This window comes from Campylobacter sp. CN_NE2 (genome assembly GCF_027797465.1).
Taxonomy (GTDB): Bacteria; Campylobacterota; Campylobacteria; order Campylobacterales; family Campylobacteraceae; genus Campylobacter_B.
The window spans coordinates 1,021,991-1,037,493 of record NZ_CP115608.1 but is presented as its reverse complement, the minus strand read 5'-3'; the positions used below and the strand labels follow the sequence as shown (position 1 = coordinate 1,037,493).

Here is a 15,503-nt window from a genome sequence, read left to right as displayed (position 1 = left end):
ATGAAACAAATTCACAAAATGGCGATTGTCGAAGACGGAGCGATTTTAGGTGAAGATTGCGTAGTCGAAGCCTATGCTTTTGTAAGCAAAGACGCTAAAATCGGCAATAATGTTTGTATAAAGCAAGGCGCTAGGATTATCGGCGATACCACTATCGGCGATAATAGCACGATTTTTTCGTATGCGATTGTCGGAGAAATTCCACAAGATATGAGCTTTGAGATCGGCGAAAAAACAGGGCTTATAATCGGCAAAAACGCTACAATCCACGAATTTACAACCATTAGCTCTGGCTCTCACAAGGGGGACGGCTACACGCACATAGGCGATAATCTTTTTATGATGTCATATTGCCACATAGCGCATGATTGTATCTTGGGGGATAATATCATTATGGCAAATTGCGCTACACTAGCAGGGCATGTCCAAATGGGCGATTATGCTGTTATTGGCGGACTAACGCCTGTTCATCAATTTGTCAAAATCGGCGAAAGCTGCATGATAGCAGGAGCTAGTGCTTTAAATCAAGATGTGGTGCCGTTTTGTTTAGCAGAAGGCAATCGCGCTTATATCAGGGGATTAAATTTAACAGGACTTCGCCGTAGATTTGATAGAGAGCAGGTTGAGATCATAAATAAAGCTTATAAATTTTTGTTTAATACTGGCGGGGATTTGAAGTATCAAGCAGGTGTTTTGCTTAGTGAAACAAAAGATGAAAATGTCAAAAAAATGTGCGAATTTATACTAAATACAAAACGGGGAATTCCGCTAAATAAAGGTAGGGATTAATGGAGAAAATTTGCAGTTTTTGTAATGTTTCAAGTAAAGACGGAAGACGAATTTTTCCTAACGAAAAAGAGAATTCTTTCATCTGCGAATACTGCGTAGATGCAGCTTATGAAGTGCTTCACGGCGGAGAAAATGCAGAAAATTTAACGCAAAAAGAAAATATAAGCGAAATAAATTATGATGATATAAAGCCAAAAAAACTAATGGAAGTTTTAAATAACTATGTTATCGGGCAAGAAAGAGCCAAAAAGGCTTTTAGCGTGGGCGTTTATAACCACTACAAAAGAATTTTTAAACAAAATGAAATCAAAGACGATGATACAGAAATCGCAAAATCAAATATCTTGCTAATTGGTCCCACAGGAAGCGGAAAAACGCTTATGGCTCAGACTTTGGCAAGATTTTTAGATGTTCCAATCGCCATTAGCGACGCAACCAGCCTAACAGAAGCAGGATATGTCGGCGAAGATGTGGAAAATATCCTAACACGCCTACTTCAAGCAGCGGGTGGCGATGTCAAAAAGGCGGAGCGGGGAATAGTTTTTGTCGATGAAATCGATAAAATTTCTCGTATGAGCGAAAATCGCTCGATTACAAGAGATGTTAGCGGTGAAGGCGTGCAACAAGCGCTTTTAAAAATCATCGAAGGAAGCGTAGTTAATATCCCGCCAAAAGGCGGCAGAAAACATCCAAACCAAGATTTTATACAAATCGATACGACAAATATTTTGTTTGTTTGTGGGGGTGCGTTTGACGGATTAAATGAGATTATCGCTCATAGAATCGGCAAAAATGTTCTTGGTTTTGGGCAAGAAAAACGAAGCAAAAAAGAAAATGAGAATTTGCTTTTTATGGTTGAGCCTGATGATTTGGTTCATTATGGTTTGATACCAGAACTCATCGGCAGACTTCATGTAACGGCAACTCTTGAAGCAATCGATGAAGCAAGTATGGTTAAAATTTTAACCGAGCCAAAAAATGCTATTTTAAAACAATACCAAAAACTTTTTGCTATTGATGGCGTGAATTTAAAATTTGATGATGAAGCTTTAAAAGCAGTAGCAAATTTAGCGATAAAACGCAAAACAGGAGCTAGGGGCTTACGAAGCATAATGGAAGATATTATGACAGATATTATGTTTGAGTTGCCTGAACTTGCAGGTTATGATGTTATCATTTCAAAAGATGTCGTTTTAAAGACGGCAAAACCGATTTTAGTAAAACTAAGTGCTTAATAAAGGAAAAAAATGTTGTTAGATTCAGTTTTAGGACTATTTTCAAGCGATATGGGGATAGACTTGGGGACGGCTAATACTCTGGTATTAGTCAAAGACAAAGGTATTATCATTAACGAACCAAGCGTTGTAGCTGTGCAAAACGAAAAATATGGCAAACAACGAATTCTTGCAGTCGGTCATGAAGCAAAAGAGATGGTCGGAAAAACTCCGGGCGATATAGAAGCTATTCGCCCTATGAAAGACGGCGTTATAGCGGACTTTGATATGACTGAAAAGATGATTAGATATTTTATTGAAAAAACGCATAAACGCAAATTTTTTATCAGCCCACGCATTATCATTTCTGTTCCTTACGGACTAACACAAGTTGAGCGAAAAGCCGTCAGAGAAAGTGCGATGATAGCAGGAGCAAGGGAAGTTTTTTTAATCGAAGAACCTATGGCAGCGGCAATTGGTGCAGGACTTCCTATAAAAGAGCCAAAAGGATCGCTTGTGGTTGATATTGGCGGTGGAACGACCGAAATCGGCGTTATTTCTCTTGGCGGACTTGTTATTTCAAAATCTGTTCGCACAGCAGGTGATAAAATCGATAGTAGCATTGTAAATTATGTAAAAGAAAAGTATAACTTGCTTATCGGTGAAAGAGTCGGCGAAGAGATAAAAATCAAAATAGGAACAGCAATTCAACTTCCAAAAGAGCTTGAAATGAGCGTAAAAGGACGCGATCAAGTGCGCGGTCTTTTAAGTAGAATCGACATAACTAGCGAAGATGTTAGAGAGGCTATGAGAGAGCCTTTAAAAGAGATAGCCGATGCCTTAAAAACAGTATTAGAAATGATGCCGCCTGATCTTGCAGCCGACATCGTAGAAAACGGCGTTGTGCTAACAGGTGGTGGGGCTTTGATAAGAGGAATTGATAAATATCTAAGCGATATAGTTAAACTTCCTGTTTTTGTCGCAGATGAACCGCTTTTAGCAGTCGCAAAAGGAACAGGCAAGGCGCTTGAAGAAATAGGTTATTTAAAACAACTAACACATGAATAATATAAAGCCGCTTTTTATAGCCGTAGCTTTTGTTATTTTATCGCTTGTTTTCGGATCGCAGATAAGAGGTAGCGTGGTTGAATTTTCCGGTTTTGTTATAAATAAATATTACGAAACAACCGCTTTTATAAAAAATACGATAAACGAGCATTTTAGACAAGCCGAAGAGATAAAAATTTTAAGAGAGCAAAACAAAGAATTAGAAAAATCCGCCGCTTTGCTCTCAACTTTTGCTTGGGAGTTAAATCAAATTTTAATAGATAAAAATTCATCTAAATTTGCTCCCGATGTAAGGCTTGTAAAAATTTTAAGCTACGCCCAAACGAGCGATTATAATAAATTTTGGGTTGAATTTCCCGAATTTAAGCAAGATAAAGTCTATGGACTTATTAGCGAAGGTAATACAGCAGGGATTTTGCTAAATAAAGATAATAAGCCCTTAGCGATTTTGCAAAGGGACGAAAAAAGTGCTTTTTCTGTATTTGTAGGAGAAAATAAAATTCCCGGACTTGCAAACGGAAATTCAAATGGTATAAGTGTTAAATTTATACCTCAATGGTTAGAGCCAAAAGTAGGAGATGAGGTCTTTACTAGCGGACTTGATGGTGTATTTTTCGCAGGAGTGCCGGTTGGAAAAGTAAAAGAGATAAAAGATGAACAGCTATACAAAAGTGCCGTCGTTGAGCCGTATGCAGGGCAGAGTATGCCGACATTTTTGTATGTTGTTACAAAGGATAAATAATGCCAAAAAGAAGCGATATTAAAACAATTTTGTTGATAGGTTCTGGTCCTATCGTCATCGGTCAAGCGTGTGAATTTGATTATAGCGGAACGCAGGCTGCTAAGACACTAAAAAATTTAGGTTATAGAGTAGTTTTGATAAATTCAAACCCGGCTACCATTATGACAGATCCTGATTTTGCCGATGCGACATATATCGAACCGATAACAAAAGAGAGCATTTTGCGAATTATCGAAAAAGAAAGCGTTGATGCGATACTTCCTACTATGGGCGGTCAGGTTGCGCTTAATGTCGCAATGGAAGTCTATGAGAGCGGAAAACTAGGTGATGTTAAATTTTTAGGCGCTAAGCCAGAAGCCATTAAAAAAGGCGAAGATCGCGTAGCTTTTAAAGAAGCGATGATAAAAATCGGTATGGATTTACCAAAATCAAAATATGCTTATAATATCGAAGAAGCGATGAATGCTGCTAGTGAAATTGGCTTTCCTTTGATAATTCGTGCTAGTTACACGCTAGGCGGAGCTGGTTCAGGTGTGGCATATAATATAGATGAATTTAAAGAAATCGCGCAAAACGGCATTGATATAAGTCCGATTCACGAAATTTTGATTGAAGAGAGTTTGCTTGGCTGGAAAGAGTATGAAATGGAAGTTATCAGGGATAACAAAGATAACTGCATTATCGTTTGCTCTATCGAAAATTTAGACCCTATGGGTGTGCATACGGGCGATAGCATTACGATTGCACCGGCTCTAACTCTTACAGATAAAGAGTATCAACGAATGCGTGATGCAAGTTTTGCGATTTTGCGTGAGATTGGCGTTGATACGGGCGGTAGCAATGTCCAATTTGCCATAAATCCAAACACCGGTCGTATGATAGTAATTGAGATGAATCCGCGTGTTAGCCGTAGCTCAGCCCTAGCTAGTAAGGCCACAGGCTATCCGATAGCCAAGGTCGCTACCATGCTAGCTGTGGGATTTAGCCTAGATGAGATTAAAAACGACATCACGGGAACTCCTGCAAGCTTTGAGCCTGTGATTGATTATATCGTTACAAAAATTCCGCGTTTTGCGTTTGAAAAATTCCCGGGTTCAAATCCATATCTTGGCACTGCGATGAAAAGTATCGGTGAAGTAATGGCGATAGGTCGCAGTTTTAAAGAGAGTATCCAAAAAGCCTTGTGTTCTATGGAAAAGAGTTTTTACGGATTTATCGAGCTAAATTTAAGCAAAGATGATTTGATTTTTGGGCTTAGAAACGCACAGGAAGCTAGAATTTTGTATATCGCACAAGCTTTTAGAAATGGTTTTTCGCTTGATGAGGTCTTTGAATTTACAAAAATTGACCCTTGGTTTTTACGCCAAATTCACGAAATAGTTGAATTCGAAAGCAAAATCGATATGGATATTATAAATAACCCTGAGTTGCTTAGAAGGGCTAAAACTATGGGCTTTTCAGATCGTATGATAGCGTATTTGATAAATAAAACAGATAATGTCGAGCTAACGCAAAATGATATTTATTTTGCTAGAACTAAGCAAAATATCACTCTTGAATATAACGAAGTCGATACCTGTGCGGGAGAATTTAAGGCGCTTACGCCATATTTGTATTCTAGCACAAATATAACGGCTGGGATTCCAAGCAGAGTGGTTGATAGCTCAAATAAAAAAGTTTTAATAATCGGCGGCGGACCAAACCGCATAGGACAGGGCATTGAGTTTGATTATTGTTGTGTTCATGCAAGTTATGCGCTAAAAGATATGGGTATTACAACCATTATGTATAATTGCAACCCTGAAACGGTTTCAACTGATTATGACACTAGCGATATTTTGTATTTTGAACCTATTGATTTCGAGCATGTTAGAAGTGTAATCGAAGCAGAAAAGCCTGATGGTGTAATTGTGCATTTTGGTGGTCAAACTCCGCTTAAATTCGCAAAAAGACTAAATATAATCGGAGCTAAAATCATAGGAACTAGTGCAAGAACAATCGACATGGCAGAAGATCGCAAAAAATTTAGCGAATTTATAAATAAAATCGGCGTAAAACAGCCTAAAAACGACACAGCTATAAGCGAAGCCGAAGCCATAGAAAAAGCTAATGCTATTGGCTATCCGGTATTAGTAAGACCAAGCTATGTGCTTGGCGGTAGAGCGATGAGAAGAGTGCATAATGAAACCGAGCTAAAAGCCTATATGAACGAAGCAGTAAGCGTTAGCTACCACTCGCCTGTGCTAATCGATAAATTTTTACTTGATGCCGTTGAGCTTGATGTCGATGCTATAAGCGACGGAAAAGATGTCTATATCGGCGCGATTATGGAGCATATCGAAGAGGCAGGAATTCACTCAGGCGATAGCGCTAGTATCTTGCCGCCGATGAGTTTAAGCGAAGACATGATTGATTTGGTAAATCGCCAAACAAAAGAAATCGCCATAAATTTAGGTGTTGTGGGGCTAATGAATATCCAGTTTGCCATTTATGAAAACGAACTTTATATGATAGAAGTAAATCCTCGTGCTTCTAGAACCGTGCCGTTTGTAAGCAAAGCAACGGGAATTCCTATGGCAAAGGTCGCAACGCGTGTAATGTGGCAAGGAAATTTAAGAGAAGCCTTGAAATTTTACGATCAATTTGGCGTTCTAAGCGAAGAAAAGGGAATTTTAAAACCAAAAATCAAAAACCATATCTGCGTAAAAGAAAGCGTTTTTCCTTTCAATAAATTAACGGGAGCGGATTTGATTTTAGGACCCGAGATGAAAAGCACTGGCGAAGTTATGGGTATCGGCGAGAATTTTGCTAAAAGTTTTGCAAAAAGCCAAATCGCTGCAAACAATGTCTTGCCAAGCGACGGGCTAGTATTTTTGTCTTTGGCAGAACATGACAAGCTTAGAGCCGTCGAACTTGCCACTGCTCTAACCAAAATCGGCTTTAAAATTTGCGCTACAAGCGGAACGCACAAGCTTTTAACTGCTAACGGCGTTGAGTGCGAATTTGTTTATAAGATTAGCGAAGGCAGACCAAATATCGAAGATAGGCTTAAAAACGGCGACATTGCGTTAGTGATAAATACAAGCGACAGCAAATCTAGTAGTAGCGATGCAGCTAAAATTCGCCAAAGCGTATTAAGATTTAAGTTGCCGTATTTTACGACGGTCAAAGCTGCCCTTGCTGCGACACTTTCTGTTTGCTCTATGCAAGATGGCTCTGCACTAGAAGTAAAAAGTTTGCAAGAGTATTTAGGTCAAAAATAAACTCACAAATTCGGCAAATTTGCGTGAAATTTATGCTAAATTTGCCGAAATTTTATAAATTTAATTCAATTAATATGAAAACGCAAAGTATAATTTTTGGAATTTTCATAACACTTCTTGGCGGAATTTTTTGGGGTTTTAGCGGGGTTTGCGGTCAGTATCTTTTCGAAGTAAAGGGCGTGAGCGCAAACTGGCTTGTTCCGTATCGACTTTTTTGCGCTGGCGTGGTTTTGCTTTTTTATTGTGCATTTCGTTTGCGCGATAAAAGATTTTTTGCACCGCTTAAAGATAAAAGACTTTATCCGCAGTTTTTAGCTTTTTCGCTTTTGGGTTTAATGCTAACGCAATATTTTTATTTTTATTCTATCGAGCTTTCAAATGCCGCAGTCGCTACCGTGATCCAATACACAGCACCAGCTATGATTTTAGTGATTGTATGCGTGAATGAAAGACGATTGCCAAAAATCAGCGAATTTATCTCTTTGATTTTAGCAAGTTTGGGTGTTGTGATTTTAGCTACGCACGGAAATTTAGACTCACTTGTTATTAGTCAAAAGGCACTTATTTTTTGTTTGCTTAGCGCAGTTTGTGTTTGTGTTTATAATCTTGCACCAAAAAAACTAAATCAAAAATATCCTGTTGTGCTAAATTTAGGTTGGGGTATGGTGCTTGGCGGAGTAGTTTTGGGTTTGTTTTTGCAAGTTTGGAATTTAAAAGGTATTAGCGATTTTAGCGGATTTTTAGCACTTATGGGCGTTGTGTTTTTTGGAACGGTTTTAGCATTTAGTTTTTATATGATTGGCGTGAAATTGATCGGCGCACCAAAAGCAAGCCTAATCGCAGCGATTGAACCAGTTAGCGCAGCATTTTTTGCACATTTTTGGCTTAAAACGCAGTTTGTGTTTTTGGATTTTGTTGGCTTTGTTTTGATTATTTCGTGTATATTTTTGTTAGCGAAAAAGGGTTAAATTTACCAAATTCGGTTAAAATTATCTAAATTTTAATTTTTCAAGGAAATTTTTTGAAAACTATCGGACTAATCGGCGGAATGAGCTGGGAAAGCACGGCTACTTACTATAAAATCATAAATGAAGAGATAAAGGCTCATCTTGGAGGTTTGCATAGTGCAAAAATTCTGCTTTATAGTGTGGATTTTAGCGAGATCGAAGAGTGCCAAGCAAAGGGAGAGTGGGAGAGAGCCGGTCGTATTTTAGCTAGTGTCGCTAAAAATTTAGAAGTCGCAGGAGCCGATTTTATCGCTATTTGCACCAACACAATGCACAAGGTTGAAGCACAAATAAAAGCAAATTTGCAAATTCCCATTTTGCATATCGCCACAGCTACCGCTGATGAGCTAAAAGCCAAAAATATCGATAAAACCATACTTCTTGGCACGAAATACACGATGACGCAGGATTTTTATAAAGAAAAATTAATCGAACAAGGTATAGAAATTTTTATTCCAAATGATGACGAGATTGAATTTATAAACTCGGTCATTTTTAATGAGCTTTGTTTAGGAAAAATATGGCCATCTTCAAAAGATAAATTTTTAAAAATCATCGATAGACTTGCGAATTTAGGGGCAAAAAGTGTGATTTTAGGTTGCACAGAAATCGGACTTTTGATTTCGCAAAATGATTTGGAAATTCCGGTATTTGACACGACGATAATCCACGCTAAAAAATGCGCCAAAATGGCGTTATAATGGGATTTTAATCTCCCATTATAAGCTTATTTGTGATTATATATTTGATCTTTTGGCGATTTAAATTTGAAACAGGATCGAATTCACCCTCATAAATTTCATCGAAATTTTCGTCCAAATACCTAGTGTAAATTTCGCCGATTAACTTCGTCATTTTTGCTGCCACAGACGAATTTATAAGCCCGTCAGTTAGCAAGTCATTAAACGGCGCAAGTCGTACAATATCGCCGTCGATTGATTTTATTTCAAATCCAACGCCGATAATACGGTCAAATTCAGAGAGAATTTTTAAAATATCTTCCCTTGAAATTTCTAGATTATAAATCGAAGTGATATACTCTATCATATACATTTGCACCGGCAAAAGTAGCGCAATATCCGAAAATGCGATATTTTCAGCCGTCATACTGGCTGCTAAGACTGAGTGTTTTAGCGTGATTTCAAGCGCAACCGTTTTTTTAAGATTTTTATTATAAGTTTGAAATTTGGCAAACATAACCTTTTTGCTTGCCGCAAGGCGTTGAATTTCAAAAGTTTTTGTAATCAAATCATCAATGCCGCTGATTTTTTTAATAATACCGTCATCATCTTCGATTTCTAATGCTCTAACTCGTTGCAAAATCGAGCTTGAAATTTCCAAATTTGCTTTTACAATATCTGAAAATTTTTCTCCGTTGTAATCTTTGTCTTGTTGAGCTTTTGTGATAACGGCTATGATTGGTATATTTTTATCTTTTATCATATTAAATAGGCGTTTTTCTTTAACTTCCAAACGCCTACCGCTTTCGGCGATACAAAACCAAACTATATGAATAGGATCTCTTGAATGGGCCTTTTGCTCTATAAAGCTTTTAATATCTTCAAGCGTAGCTTCAAAATTGCTCATTTCAAGCCCTTTTGTGTCATAGATACTAAAAAATTTGTTGATTTTAATTTCAACGATTTTTTTAGTAATAGGTTCGCCTGAACCAGTCCTAACAACATTTCGTCCAAAAATCGTATTTATAAGTGTGCTTTTCCCGACACCAGTTTTACCGACAATAAGAACATTTAATTTGTCAAGTTTTTTTTGATTTTGGATTAGAAGTTTGACTTCCATAGGAACTTTTTTTTCGATTTCATTTAAATCTACAATTATATCTTCAACGCTCATTTTACACCTCTTAAATTTTTCATATAATTTTATCATAAAATAAAAGAAAATTTTAAAAATTAATATTAAATTAACAAAATTTAGTTAAAAAATAGATTTTTTTTGAAATTTTATAAATTTATTTAACAAAAAATTTATAAGTAAATTTTTGATGATATAATTACTTTTCTATCAAATTTCGCACTACAAAACTAGCGATAAATAGCCCAAAACTAGCCGTTACGCCCATAAAAGAACCTAGTTTTTCGCAGTTTGGCTCTTCTTCTGAAAAAACGCAAGGAAAATCGCCTTTAAAGCCAGATTTTTTAAGCTCATAACGAAATTTTCTAGCAAACGGGTCGCTGTGGGTTTTCCAAATAGAAGTGATTTTAATTTTACTAGGATTTAGGCGTTTTGCCGCTCCAAGCGAGCTAATAAATTTGATATTTTTTTCGCTGCATTTAACGGCAAGTGCAATTTTAGCGCGAATATCATCAACGGCGTCAATAACAAAATCAAATTTGCTAATATCAAATTTTTCTAAAAATTCATCATCTATTTTAGCAAAAATAGGCGTTACTCCGTCAAATTTTTTCGCAAAAACTTCGCATTTTTTTTCACCCAAATTTTCGCTTCCAAACTGCCTGTTTTGATTTGTAATATCAAATTTATCGCAATCAATAATGCTTAAATTTATTACGCCTGAGCGATATAGACATTCTATGGTAGCGCCGCCTACGCCGCCACAGCCACAAACCAAAACTTTTGCATTTTGTAGTTTTTTAAAACTTTCGCCAAAAAGCCAACGAGAGCGGGTAAATCTATCAATGATTTCCGTGTTTTGGCTTGAATTACGAAGCGATTTCGAGCAGGTTAAATCATCTATAATAGCCATTTTTCCACACTTTTTAGCTCATTATGTGCTGTTAAATTTAGATTTATTGGCGTTAGCGTTGCATATCCTTCGGTAAGTAAGCCAATGTCGGTATTTAAATTTAAAGATTTATCAAAATTAAAATCCGTTAGACCTAACCAGTGGTATTCCCAGCCACGCGGATTGCGATTTGTTTGGGCGTCGGTGGAGTAAAATTTATCGCCACAAGGAACGACCTTTAAGCCCTTAAATTCGGCTTTTCCCACAGCCGGAAAGTTTAAATTTAAAAATTGTTTTGACGGCAACGGAAAGCCATTTTTAAAGATTTTTTCCACCAAATTTAGCGTAATTTCACAGGCTAAGTCAAAGCCGTATCTATCTAGGCTATCGTTCATATAAAATTGACTTACCGCTAATGAAGGAATTCCTTGTAAAACGCCTTCCATAGCACCACCACAAGTGCCGGAGTAGGTTATGTCTTGGGCTACATTTGCGCCGTGGTTTATGCCCGAGATGATGAGATCTGGTTTTTTTGCGTTAAAAAGCATTTCTAAGCCCAAATAAACGCAATCTGATGGCGTAGCGTCATCAAGCTTAAAAAATCCGTCATCAAGCTTGATAAATCTAAGCGGTTTTGTCAGTGTCAAAGAGTGCGAACAAGCCGATTTTTCCGAGCTTGGAGCTACGATTGTAACATTTGCGATTTTTTTTAGCGCCTTGGCAAGTTCGAGCATTCCCCTTGCTTCGAAACCATCGTCATTTGTGATTAAAATTTCCTTCATTTATAAACCTGCTTTAACGCAAACTTCTTCGTTTATGTCTATATTAAAAAGGTGGTTGTCGGCATAACTATAAAAATAGCTATGAACTTCGCTGACACCTTTTCTAAACGCTATGCGATTTGTCGGCGTTGAGCAACTTTTGCTAATCAAATCAGTTTGCAAATATTTTAAAAATTTCTCTTTTTCTTTGTTTGGCAAACCCGCCCAGCCAGAACTCAAAGTGTAGTTATAAACGACCTTGTTTTCGTTTGCGTAAATTTCTTCAAAGTATGTATATTGGGCGACTTTTTGGTTAAATTTAGTCGAGCCGTATTTGTTTGCAAAGTCCATAACCATAGAATTTGCAATATCTTTTGATGACTTTCCATTGACGGCAGAGTTGAAATTTGCGATTTCTGCATTTGTTTGTTCAATATCGATTTTTTGATATTTTGGCTCATCATCAGCACAGCCCGCCAAAATAAGGGCAAAAATCATAAAACTAAGAATTTTTCTCATAAACTTTCCTTAAATTTAAAATTTAGCAATTTTAGCATATCTTTGCTATAATTTCCGTAAAAAATTTGCAGGATTTATATGAAAAAATACCTTGTTTCTTGTTTGGAAGCTTCGGCAAATTTGCATTTTGAGCAGGTTTTAAATGAGCTTGGCGAGTGCGAAATTTGTGGAATTTTTGATAAAAAATTTGAAAAATTTGGCAGTGCGATTTATGATAGCAAGGAATTCTCTGCAATGGGCTTTGTAGAAGTCTTACCGCTTATTTTCAAAGCAAAAAAAGCGATGAAAAAAATGGTGGAATTAGCGGGGACTTGCGACGGAGTTTTGCTAATCGATAGTCCTGCTTTTAATTTACCCTTAGCGCAAAAACTTAAAGAGCAAGGTGTAAAAACGCCGATAACTTATTATATTTTACCGCAGGTTTGGGCGTGGAAAAAGGGCAGGGTCGCAAAAGTGGAAAAGTATTGCGATAACTTGGCTTCAATCTTGCCTTTTGATAGCAAATTTTATAATCGCTCGACTTATGTTGGGCATCCGCTTTTAGATGAGATTAAAATTCAAAAAAATAGCTACGAAAAAAACGGAAATTTGGTTTTTATGCCGGGTTCTCGTAGAAGCGAAATCACGCGTTTAATGCCGATTTATAGGGAGCTTTCTCGCAAATTTGCAAATCACAAAAAAACACTTGTGGTGCCGAAATTTTTAATGCCAAATTTGGCTGAAATTTACGGTGATACTAGCTTTTTTGAGATTTCAAACGATACGATAAATTCGCTAGTAAATGCCGAATTCGCCTTTATTTGCTCAGGAACTGCCACGCTTGAAGCCGCGCTAATTGGCACTCCGTTTGTGCTTTGTTACAAGGCAAAGGCGATTGATATGTATATCGCTAGAAAATTTGTGAAGCTAAAATTCGCTGGTCTAGCAAATATTATTTTTGATTTTATGGGCGAAAAACCACTTCATACCGAGCTTTTGCAAGATGAAGTAAGTGTGAAAAATCTGTATAATGCGTATAAAAATTGCGATTATGAAAAATTTAGTCGCGCATGTGCCGATTTAAGGGAGTATTTGAAATTTGGCAGTGCAAAAAATGTTGCAAATTTGCTTAAATTTAAACAAGAAAAAGTATAATTTTAAAAAATTTAATAAAGGAAAATTTATGGAACAAACCGAACCAATGACGCTTTATGGTTATGAAAAAATTACAGCTGAACTTAAAGATTTAAAAACAGTTCAACGCCCAAAAATCGTCGAAGACATCGACATCGCTAGGAGCCACGGCGATTTGAAAGAAAACGCAGAATACCACGCAGCAAGGGAAAAACAAGCCTTTATAGAAGCTAGAATTGCCGAAATCAGCGATATAGTGGCAAGAGCAAAAGTTATTGATCCTAGTTCATACGAGCATGATAAGGTTAAATTTGGCTCAACCGTTACATTTATGGATATTGAAACCGAACTTGAAGAAACCTATGTCATAGTCGGTTTTAGCGAAGCCGATGTTTCAAGACGGCTGATAAACATAAACACACCGCTTGCAAAACAGCTTTTAGGCAAGAGCGAGGGTGATGAGATAACGCTAAATTTGCCAAACGGCAGAAAAGATATAGAAATTCTAAGCGTTTCTTATAAGCCTATCAAATTTGCATAAGGAAAAATGATGAAAAAAGTCGGAATTATCGGAGTTAGCGGTTATACGGGCTTGGAGCTTATAAAAATTTTACTTCGCCACGACGAGTTTGAAATTTCTTATCTTGCAGCCACAAGCGAAAGCCAAATTTGTGAAATTTTCCCGCAACTTAGCGGTGTTTTGGATATGAAAGTCGAAATCGCCGACCCAAAAACGGCGGCGCAAAAATGTGATTTGGTTTTTTTAGCCTTACCACATGAAAAAGCAATGGAATTCGCACAGGCGATTTTGGAATTTGGCACGACAAAAGTTGTGGATTTAAGTGCGGATTATCGCCTTTCGCTAGAACTTTATGAGAAAAATTATACGACACATTTGGATCCAAAAAATTTAGCCCATGCTGTTTATGGTTTGGTTGAGCTTAATCGCGAAAAAATCAAAACGGCAAATTTGGTGGCAAATCCGGGCTGTTATCCGACTTGTTCGATTTTAGGGATTGCGCCGTTTTTAAAATTTATGGATAATAAAATCGGTGTTTTTATCGACGCTAAAAGTGGCGTAAGTGGCGCAGGAAAGGGCTTAAAAGCTACAAGTCATTTTGTTAGCGTAAATGAAAACGCAAATGCTTACTCGCCAATTTCGCACCGCCACGCAGATGAAATCAAAGAACAACTTTCAATTAGGGCAAATGCCGAATTTAACACGATTTTTGTGCCAAATTTGCTTCCATTAACGCGCGGAATGCTAGTTAGCGCATTTGGCGTTTTGAAAGAAAAAATCGACACAATGGAAATTTTAAAAGAATTTTACAAAAATGAAGAATTTATCCGCGTTAGAAACGAACCAGTGCTTATAAAAAATGTCGCGGGAACGCATTTTTGCGATATTTTTGTAAAAACTGACGGGGATAAAATTTGGATAAATTCAGCCATTGATAATTTACTAAAAGGCGCTTCAAGCCAAGCTGTGGCAAATGCGAATTTAATGCTTGGCGTAAGCCAAAACATGGCAATGCCAAAAATCTCTCACGGAATTTAAAGCGTGGCAAGAATTTATAAAATTAAAAACGGTGCGATTTTTTTAAGCGACGCTCACGCAAATACAAACAGAGCGAATTTTCGTGCATTTTTGCAAGAGTTAAATTCGCTTGAAAATGAGAATTTGCCAAGCCAAATTTTTATGCTTGGCGATATGTTTGATTTTTTGGCAAATACGACATATTCGCAAAAATTTTATGAATTTGAGATAAATTTGATAAATGAAATTTCAAAAAAATGCGAGATTTTTTATTTTGAAGGCAACCATGATTTTAATCTAGCAGAGATTTTTCCGAGCGTAAAAGTTTTTAGCCACTACGACCAACCGACTTCATTTAAAACCGAATTTGGCGAGATTTTGCAGATTTCTCACGGCGATATTTTTCTGCCAAAGATAACGCAAATTTCACTTTTGTTTTTGCGAAATAGACAATTTTTAAAATTTATGAATTTTATCGATGAAATTTGCAAATTTAAGATTTCAAAAGCCATTTTAAAATCGCAAGAAGATAAAATTTTGTATAAAAAGGCTGAAAATTTTATGAATTTTATAAAACCAAAAATTCATAACTATAACGCTAAAATCGTCGTCGAGGGTCATTATCATCAAGATGAAATTCTAAAATTTGAAAATCAAACATATATAAATTTAAATTCATTTGCCGTTACGCAAAAAATTTATAAATTCGACGCAAAAAGCAATAAATTTGATGAATTTTGTCTAAATTTAAATTTAAAATAGTTATAATAAAGCTTTTAAAAG

At 36.7% G+C, this 15,503-nt stretch carries 15 protein-coding genes; 11 read left to right on the top strand and 4 right to left on the bottom strand.

The window, feature by feature from the left end; translation table 11 throughout:
* The 7 genes from lpxA (at position 1) to PF028_RS05095 (ending at position 8,784) form a co-directional block, all read left to right on the top strand.
* The gene (lpxA, locus tag PF028_RS05125) at positions 1 to 789 is read left to right on the top strand and encodes an acyl-ACP--UDP-N-acetylglucosamine O-acyltransferase (RefSeq protein WP_270860281.1); all 789 of its coding nucleotides are present in this window, start codon (positions 1 to 3) and stop codon (positions 787 to 789) included.
* Positions 789 to 2,024 carry an ATP-dependent Clp protease ATP-binding subunit ClpX gene (gene clpX / locus PF028_RS05120; protein ID WP_270860280.1) on the top strand — a complete coding sequence of 412 codons (1,236 nt, stop codon included), beginning with the start codon at positions 789 to 791 and terminating at the stop codon, positions 2,022 to 2,024. Before lpxA ends, clpX begins: the two co-directional genes overlap by 1 nt.
* Positions 2,025 to 2,036: 12 nt before the next feature.
* Positions 2,037 to 3,071, top strand: coding sequence for a rod shape-determining protein (locus tag PF028_RS05115; RefSeq protein ID WP_270860279.1), 1,035 nt, complete (start codon positions 2,037 to 2,039; stop codon positions 3,069 to 3,071).
* Positions 3,064 to 3,813 (top strand): rod shape-determining protein MreC, encoded by a 750-nt coding sequence (gene mreC, locus PF028_RS05110; protein ID WP_270860278.1) that lies wholly within the window; start codon positions 3,064 to 3,066, stop codon positions 3,811 to 3,813. Before PF028_RS05115 ends, mreC begins: the two co-directional genes overlap by 8 nt.
* Positions 3,813 to 7,076 (top strand): carbamoyl-phosphate synthase large subunit, encoded by a 3,264-nt coding sequence (gene carB, locus PF028_RS05105; RefSeq protein ID WP_270860277.1) that lies wholly within the window; start codon positions 3,813 to 3,815, stop codon positions 7,074 to 7,076. The genes mreC and carB overlap by 1 nt, the downstream gene beginning before the upstream one ends.
* Positions 7,077 to 7,150: 74 nt before the next feature.
* Positions 7,151 to 8,044 carry a DMT family transporter gene (locus PF028_RS05100; RefSeq protein WP_270860276.1) on the top strand — a complete coding sequence of 298 codons (894 nt, stop codon included), beginning with the start codon at positions 7,151 to 7,153 and terminating at the stop codon, positions 8,042 to 8,044.
* A 53-nt stretch (positions 8,045 to 8,097) separates the two neighbouring features.
* A complete protein-coding gene (locus PF028_RS05095; RefSeq protein ID WP_270860275.1) occupies positions 8,098 to 8,784 on the top strand; it encodes an aspartate/glutamate racemase family protein in 687 nt (228 codons plus the stop codon).
* A 7-nt stretch (positions 8,785 to 8,791) separates the two neighbouring features.
* Here the strand turns inward: PF028_RS05095 and PF028_RS05090 are convergent, their stop codons facing one another.
* From PF028_RS05090 to PF028_RS05075, 4 genes are all read right to left on the bottom strand, one after another.
* Positions 8,792 to 9,937, bottom strand: coding sequence for a GTPase (locus tag PF028_RS05090; protein ID WP_270860274.1), 1,146 nt, complete (start codon positions 9,935 to 9,937; stop codon positions 8,792 to 8,794).
* A 160-nt stretch (positions 9,938 to 10,097) separates the two neighbouring features.
* Positions 10,098 to 10,748: a tRNA threonylcarbamoyladenosine dehydratase gene (locus PF028_RS05085; RefSeq protein ID WP_270860424.1), complete on the bottom strand. Its 651-nt coding sequence runs from the start codon at positions 10,746 to 10,748 to the stop codon at positions 10,098 to 10,100.
* A 50-nt stretch (positions 10,749 to 10,798) separates the two neighbouring features.
* A complete protein-coding gene (gene surE, locus PF028_RS05080; RefSeq protein WP_270860273.1) occupies positions 10,799 to 11,572 on the bottom strand; it encodes a 5'/3'-nucleotidase SurE in 774 nt (257 codons plus the stop codon).
* Positions 11,573 to 12,070: a hypothetical protein gene (locus tag PF028_RS05075; RefSeq protein WP_270860272.1), complete on the bottom strand. Its 498-nt coding sequence runs from the start codon at positions 12,068 to 12,070 to the stop codon at positions 11,573 to 11,575.
* A 78-nt stretch (positions 12,071 to 12,148) separates the two neighbouring features.
* On the opposite strand from PF028_RS05075, the gene lpxB reads away from it, so the two are divergent.
* From lpxB to PF028_RS05055, 4 genes are read left to right on the top strand one after another with little or no spacing between them, the layout of a single operon-like run.
* On the top strand, positions 12,149 to 13,204 hold the full coding sequence (gene lpxB, locus PF028_RS05070) for a lipid-A-disaccharide synthase (protein WP_270860271.1): 1,056 nt from the start codon (positions 12,149 to 12,151) through the stop codon (positions 13,202 to 13,204).
* Between the two features lie 28 nt (positions 13,205 to 13,232).
* Positions 13,233 to 13,724: a transcription elongation factor GreA gene (greA, locus tag PF028_RS05065; RefSeq protein WP_270860270.1), complete on the top strand. Its 492-nt coding sequence runs from the start codon at positions 13,233 to 13,235 to the stop codon at positions 13,722 to 13,724.
* 9 nt (positions 13,725 to 13,733) lie between these two features.
* Complete coding sequence (gene argC, locus PF028_RS05060; protein ID WP_270860269.1) at positions 13,734 to 14,741, top strand: N-acetyl-gamma-glutamyl-phosphate reductase; 1,008 nt, start codon at positions 13,734 to 13,736, stop codon at positions 14,739 to 14,741.
* 3 nt (positions 14,742 to 14,744) lie between these two features.
* Positions 14,745 to 15,482, top strand: a complete 738-nt coding sequence (locus tag PF028_RS05055; protein WP_270860268.1) for a UDP-2,3-diacylglucosamine diphosphatase — start codon at positions 14,745 to 14,747, stop codon at positions 15,480 to 15,482.
* The last annotated feature ends 21 nt before the right edge of the window (positions 15,483 to 15,503 follow it).

Excerpts from the sequence above, each read along its gene's own strand:
- lpxA (WP_270860281.1), top strand. The coding sequence starts at position 1 with ATGAAACAAATTCACAAAATGGCGATTGTCGAAGACGGAGCGATTTTA.
- clpX (WP_270860280.1), top strand. The coding sequence starts at position 789 with ATGGAGAAAATTTGCAGTTTTTGTAATGTTTCAAGTAAAGACGGAAGA.
- PF028_RS05115 (WP_270860279.1), top strand. The coding sequence starts at position 2,037 with ATGTTGTTAGATTCAGTTTTAGGACTATTTTCAAGCGATATGGGGATA.
- mreC (WP_270860278.1), top strand. The coding sequence starts at position 3,064 with ATGAATAATATAAAGCCGCTTTTTATAGCCGTAGCTTTTGTTATTTTA.
- carB (WP_270860277.1), top strand. The coding sequence starts at position 3,813 with ATGCCAAAAAGAAGCGATATTAAAACAATTTTGTTGATAGGTTCTGGT.
- PF028_RS05100 (WP_270860276.1), top strand. The coding sequence starts at position 7,151 with ATGAAAACGCAAAGTATAATTTTTGGAATTTTCATAACACTTCTTGGC.
- PF028_RS05090 (WP_270860274.1), bottom strand. The coding sequence starts at position 9,937 with ATGAGCGTTGAAGATATAATTGTAGATTTAAATGAAATCGAAAAAAAA.
- surE (WP_270860273.1), bottom strand. The coding sequence starts at position 11,572 with ATGAAGGAAATTTTAATCACAAATGACGATGGTTTCGAAGCAAGGGGA.
- PF028_RS05075 (WP_270860272.1), bottom strand. The coding sequence starts at position 12,070 with ATGAGAAAAATTCTTAGTTTTATGATTTTTGCCCTTATTTTGGCGGGC.
- lpxB (WP_270860271.1), top strand. The coding sequence starts at position 12,149 with ATGAAAAAATACCTTGTTTCTTGTTTGGAAGCTTCGGCAAATTTGCAT.
- greA (WP_270860270.1), top strand. The coding sequence starts at position 13,233 with ATGGAACAAACCGAACCAATGACGCTTTATGGTTATGAAAAAATTACA.
- argC (WP_270860269.1), top strand. The coding sequence starts at position 13,734 with ATGAAAAAAGTCGGAATTATCGGAGTTAGCGGTTATACGGGCTTGGAG.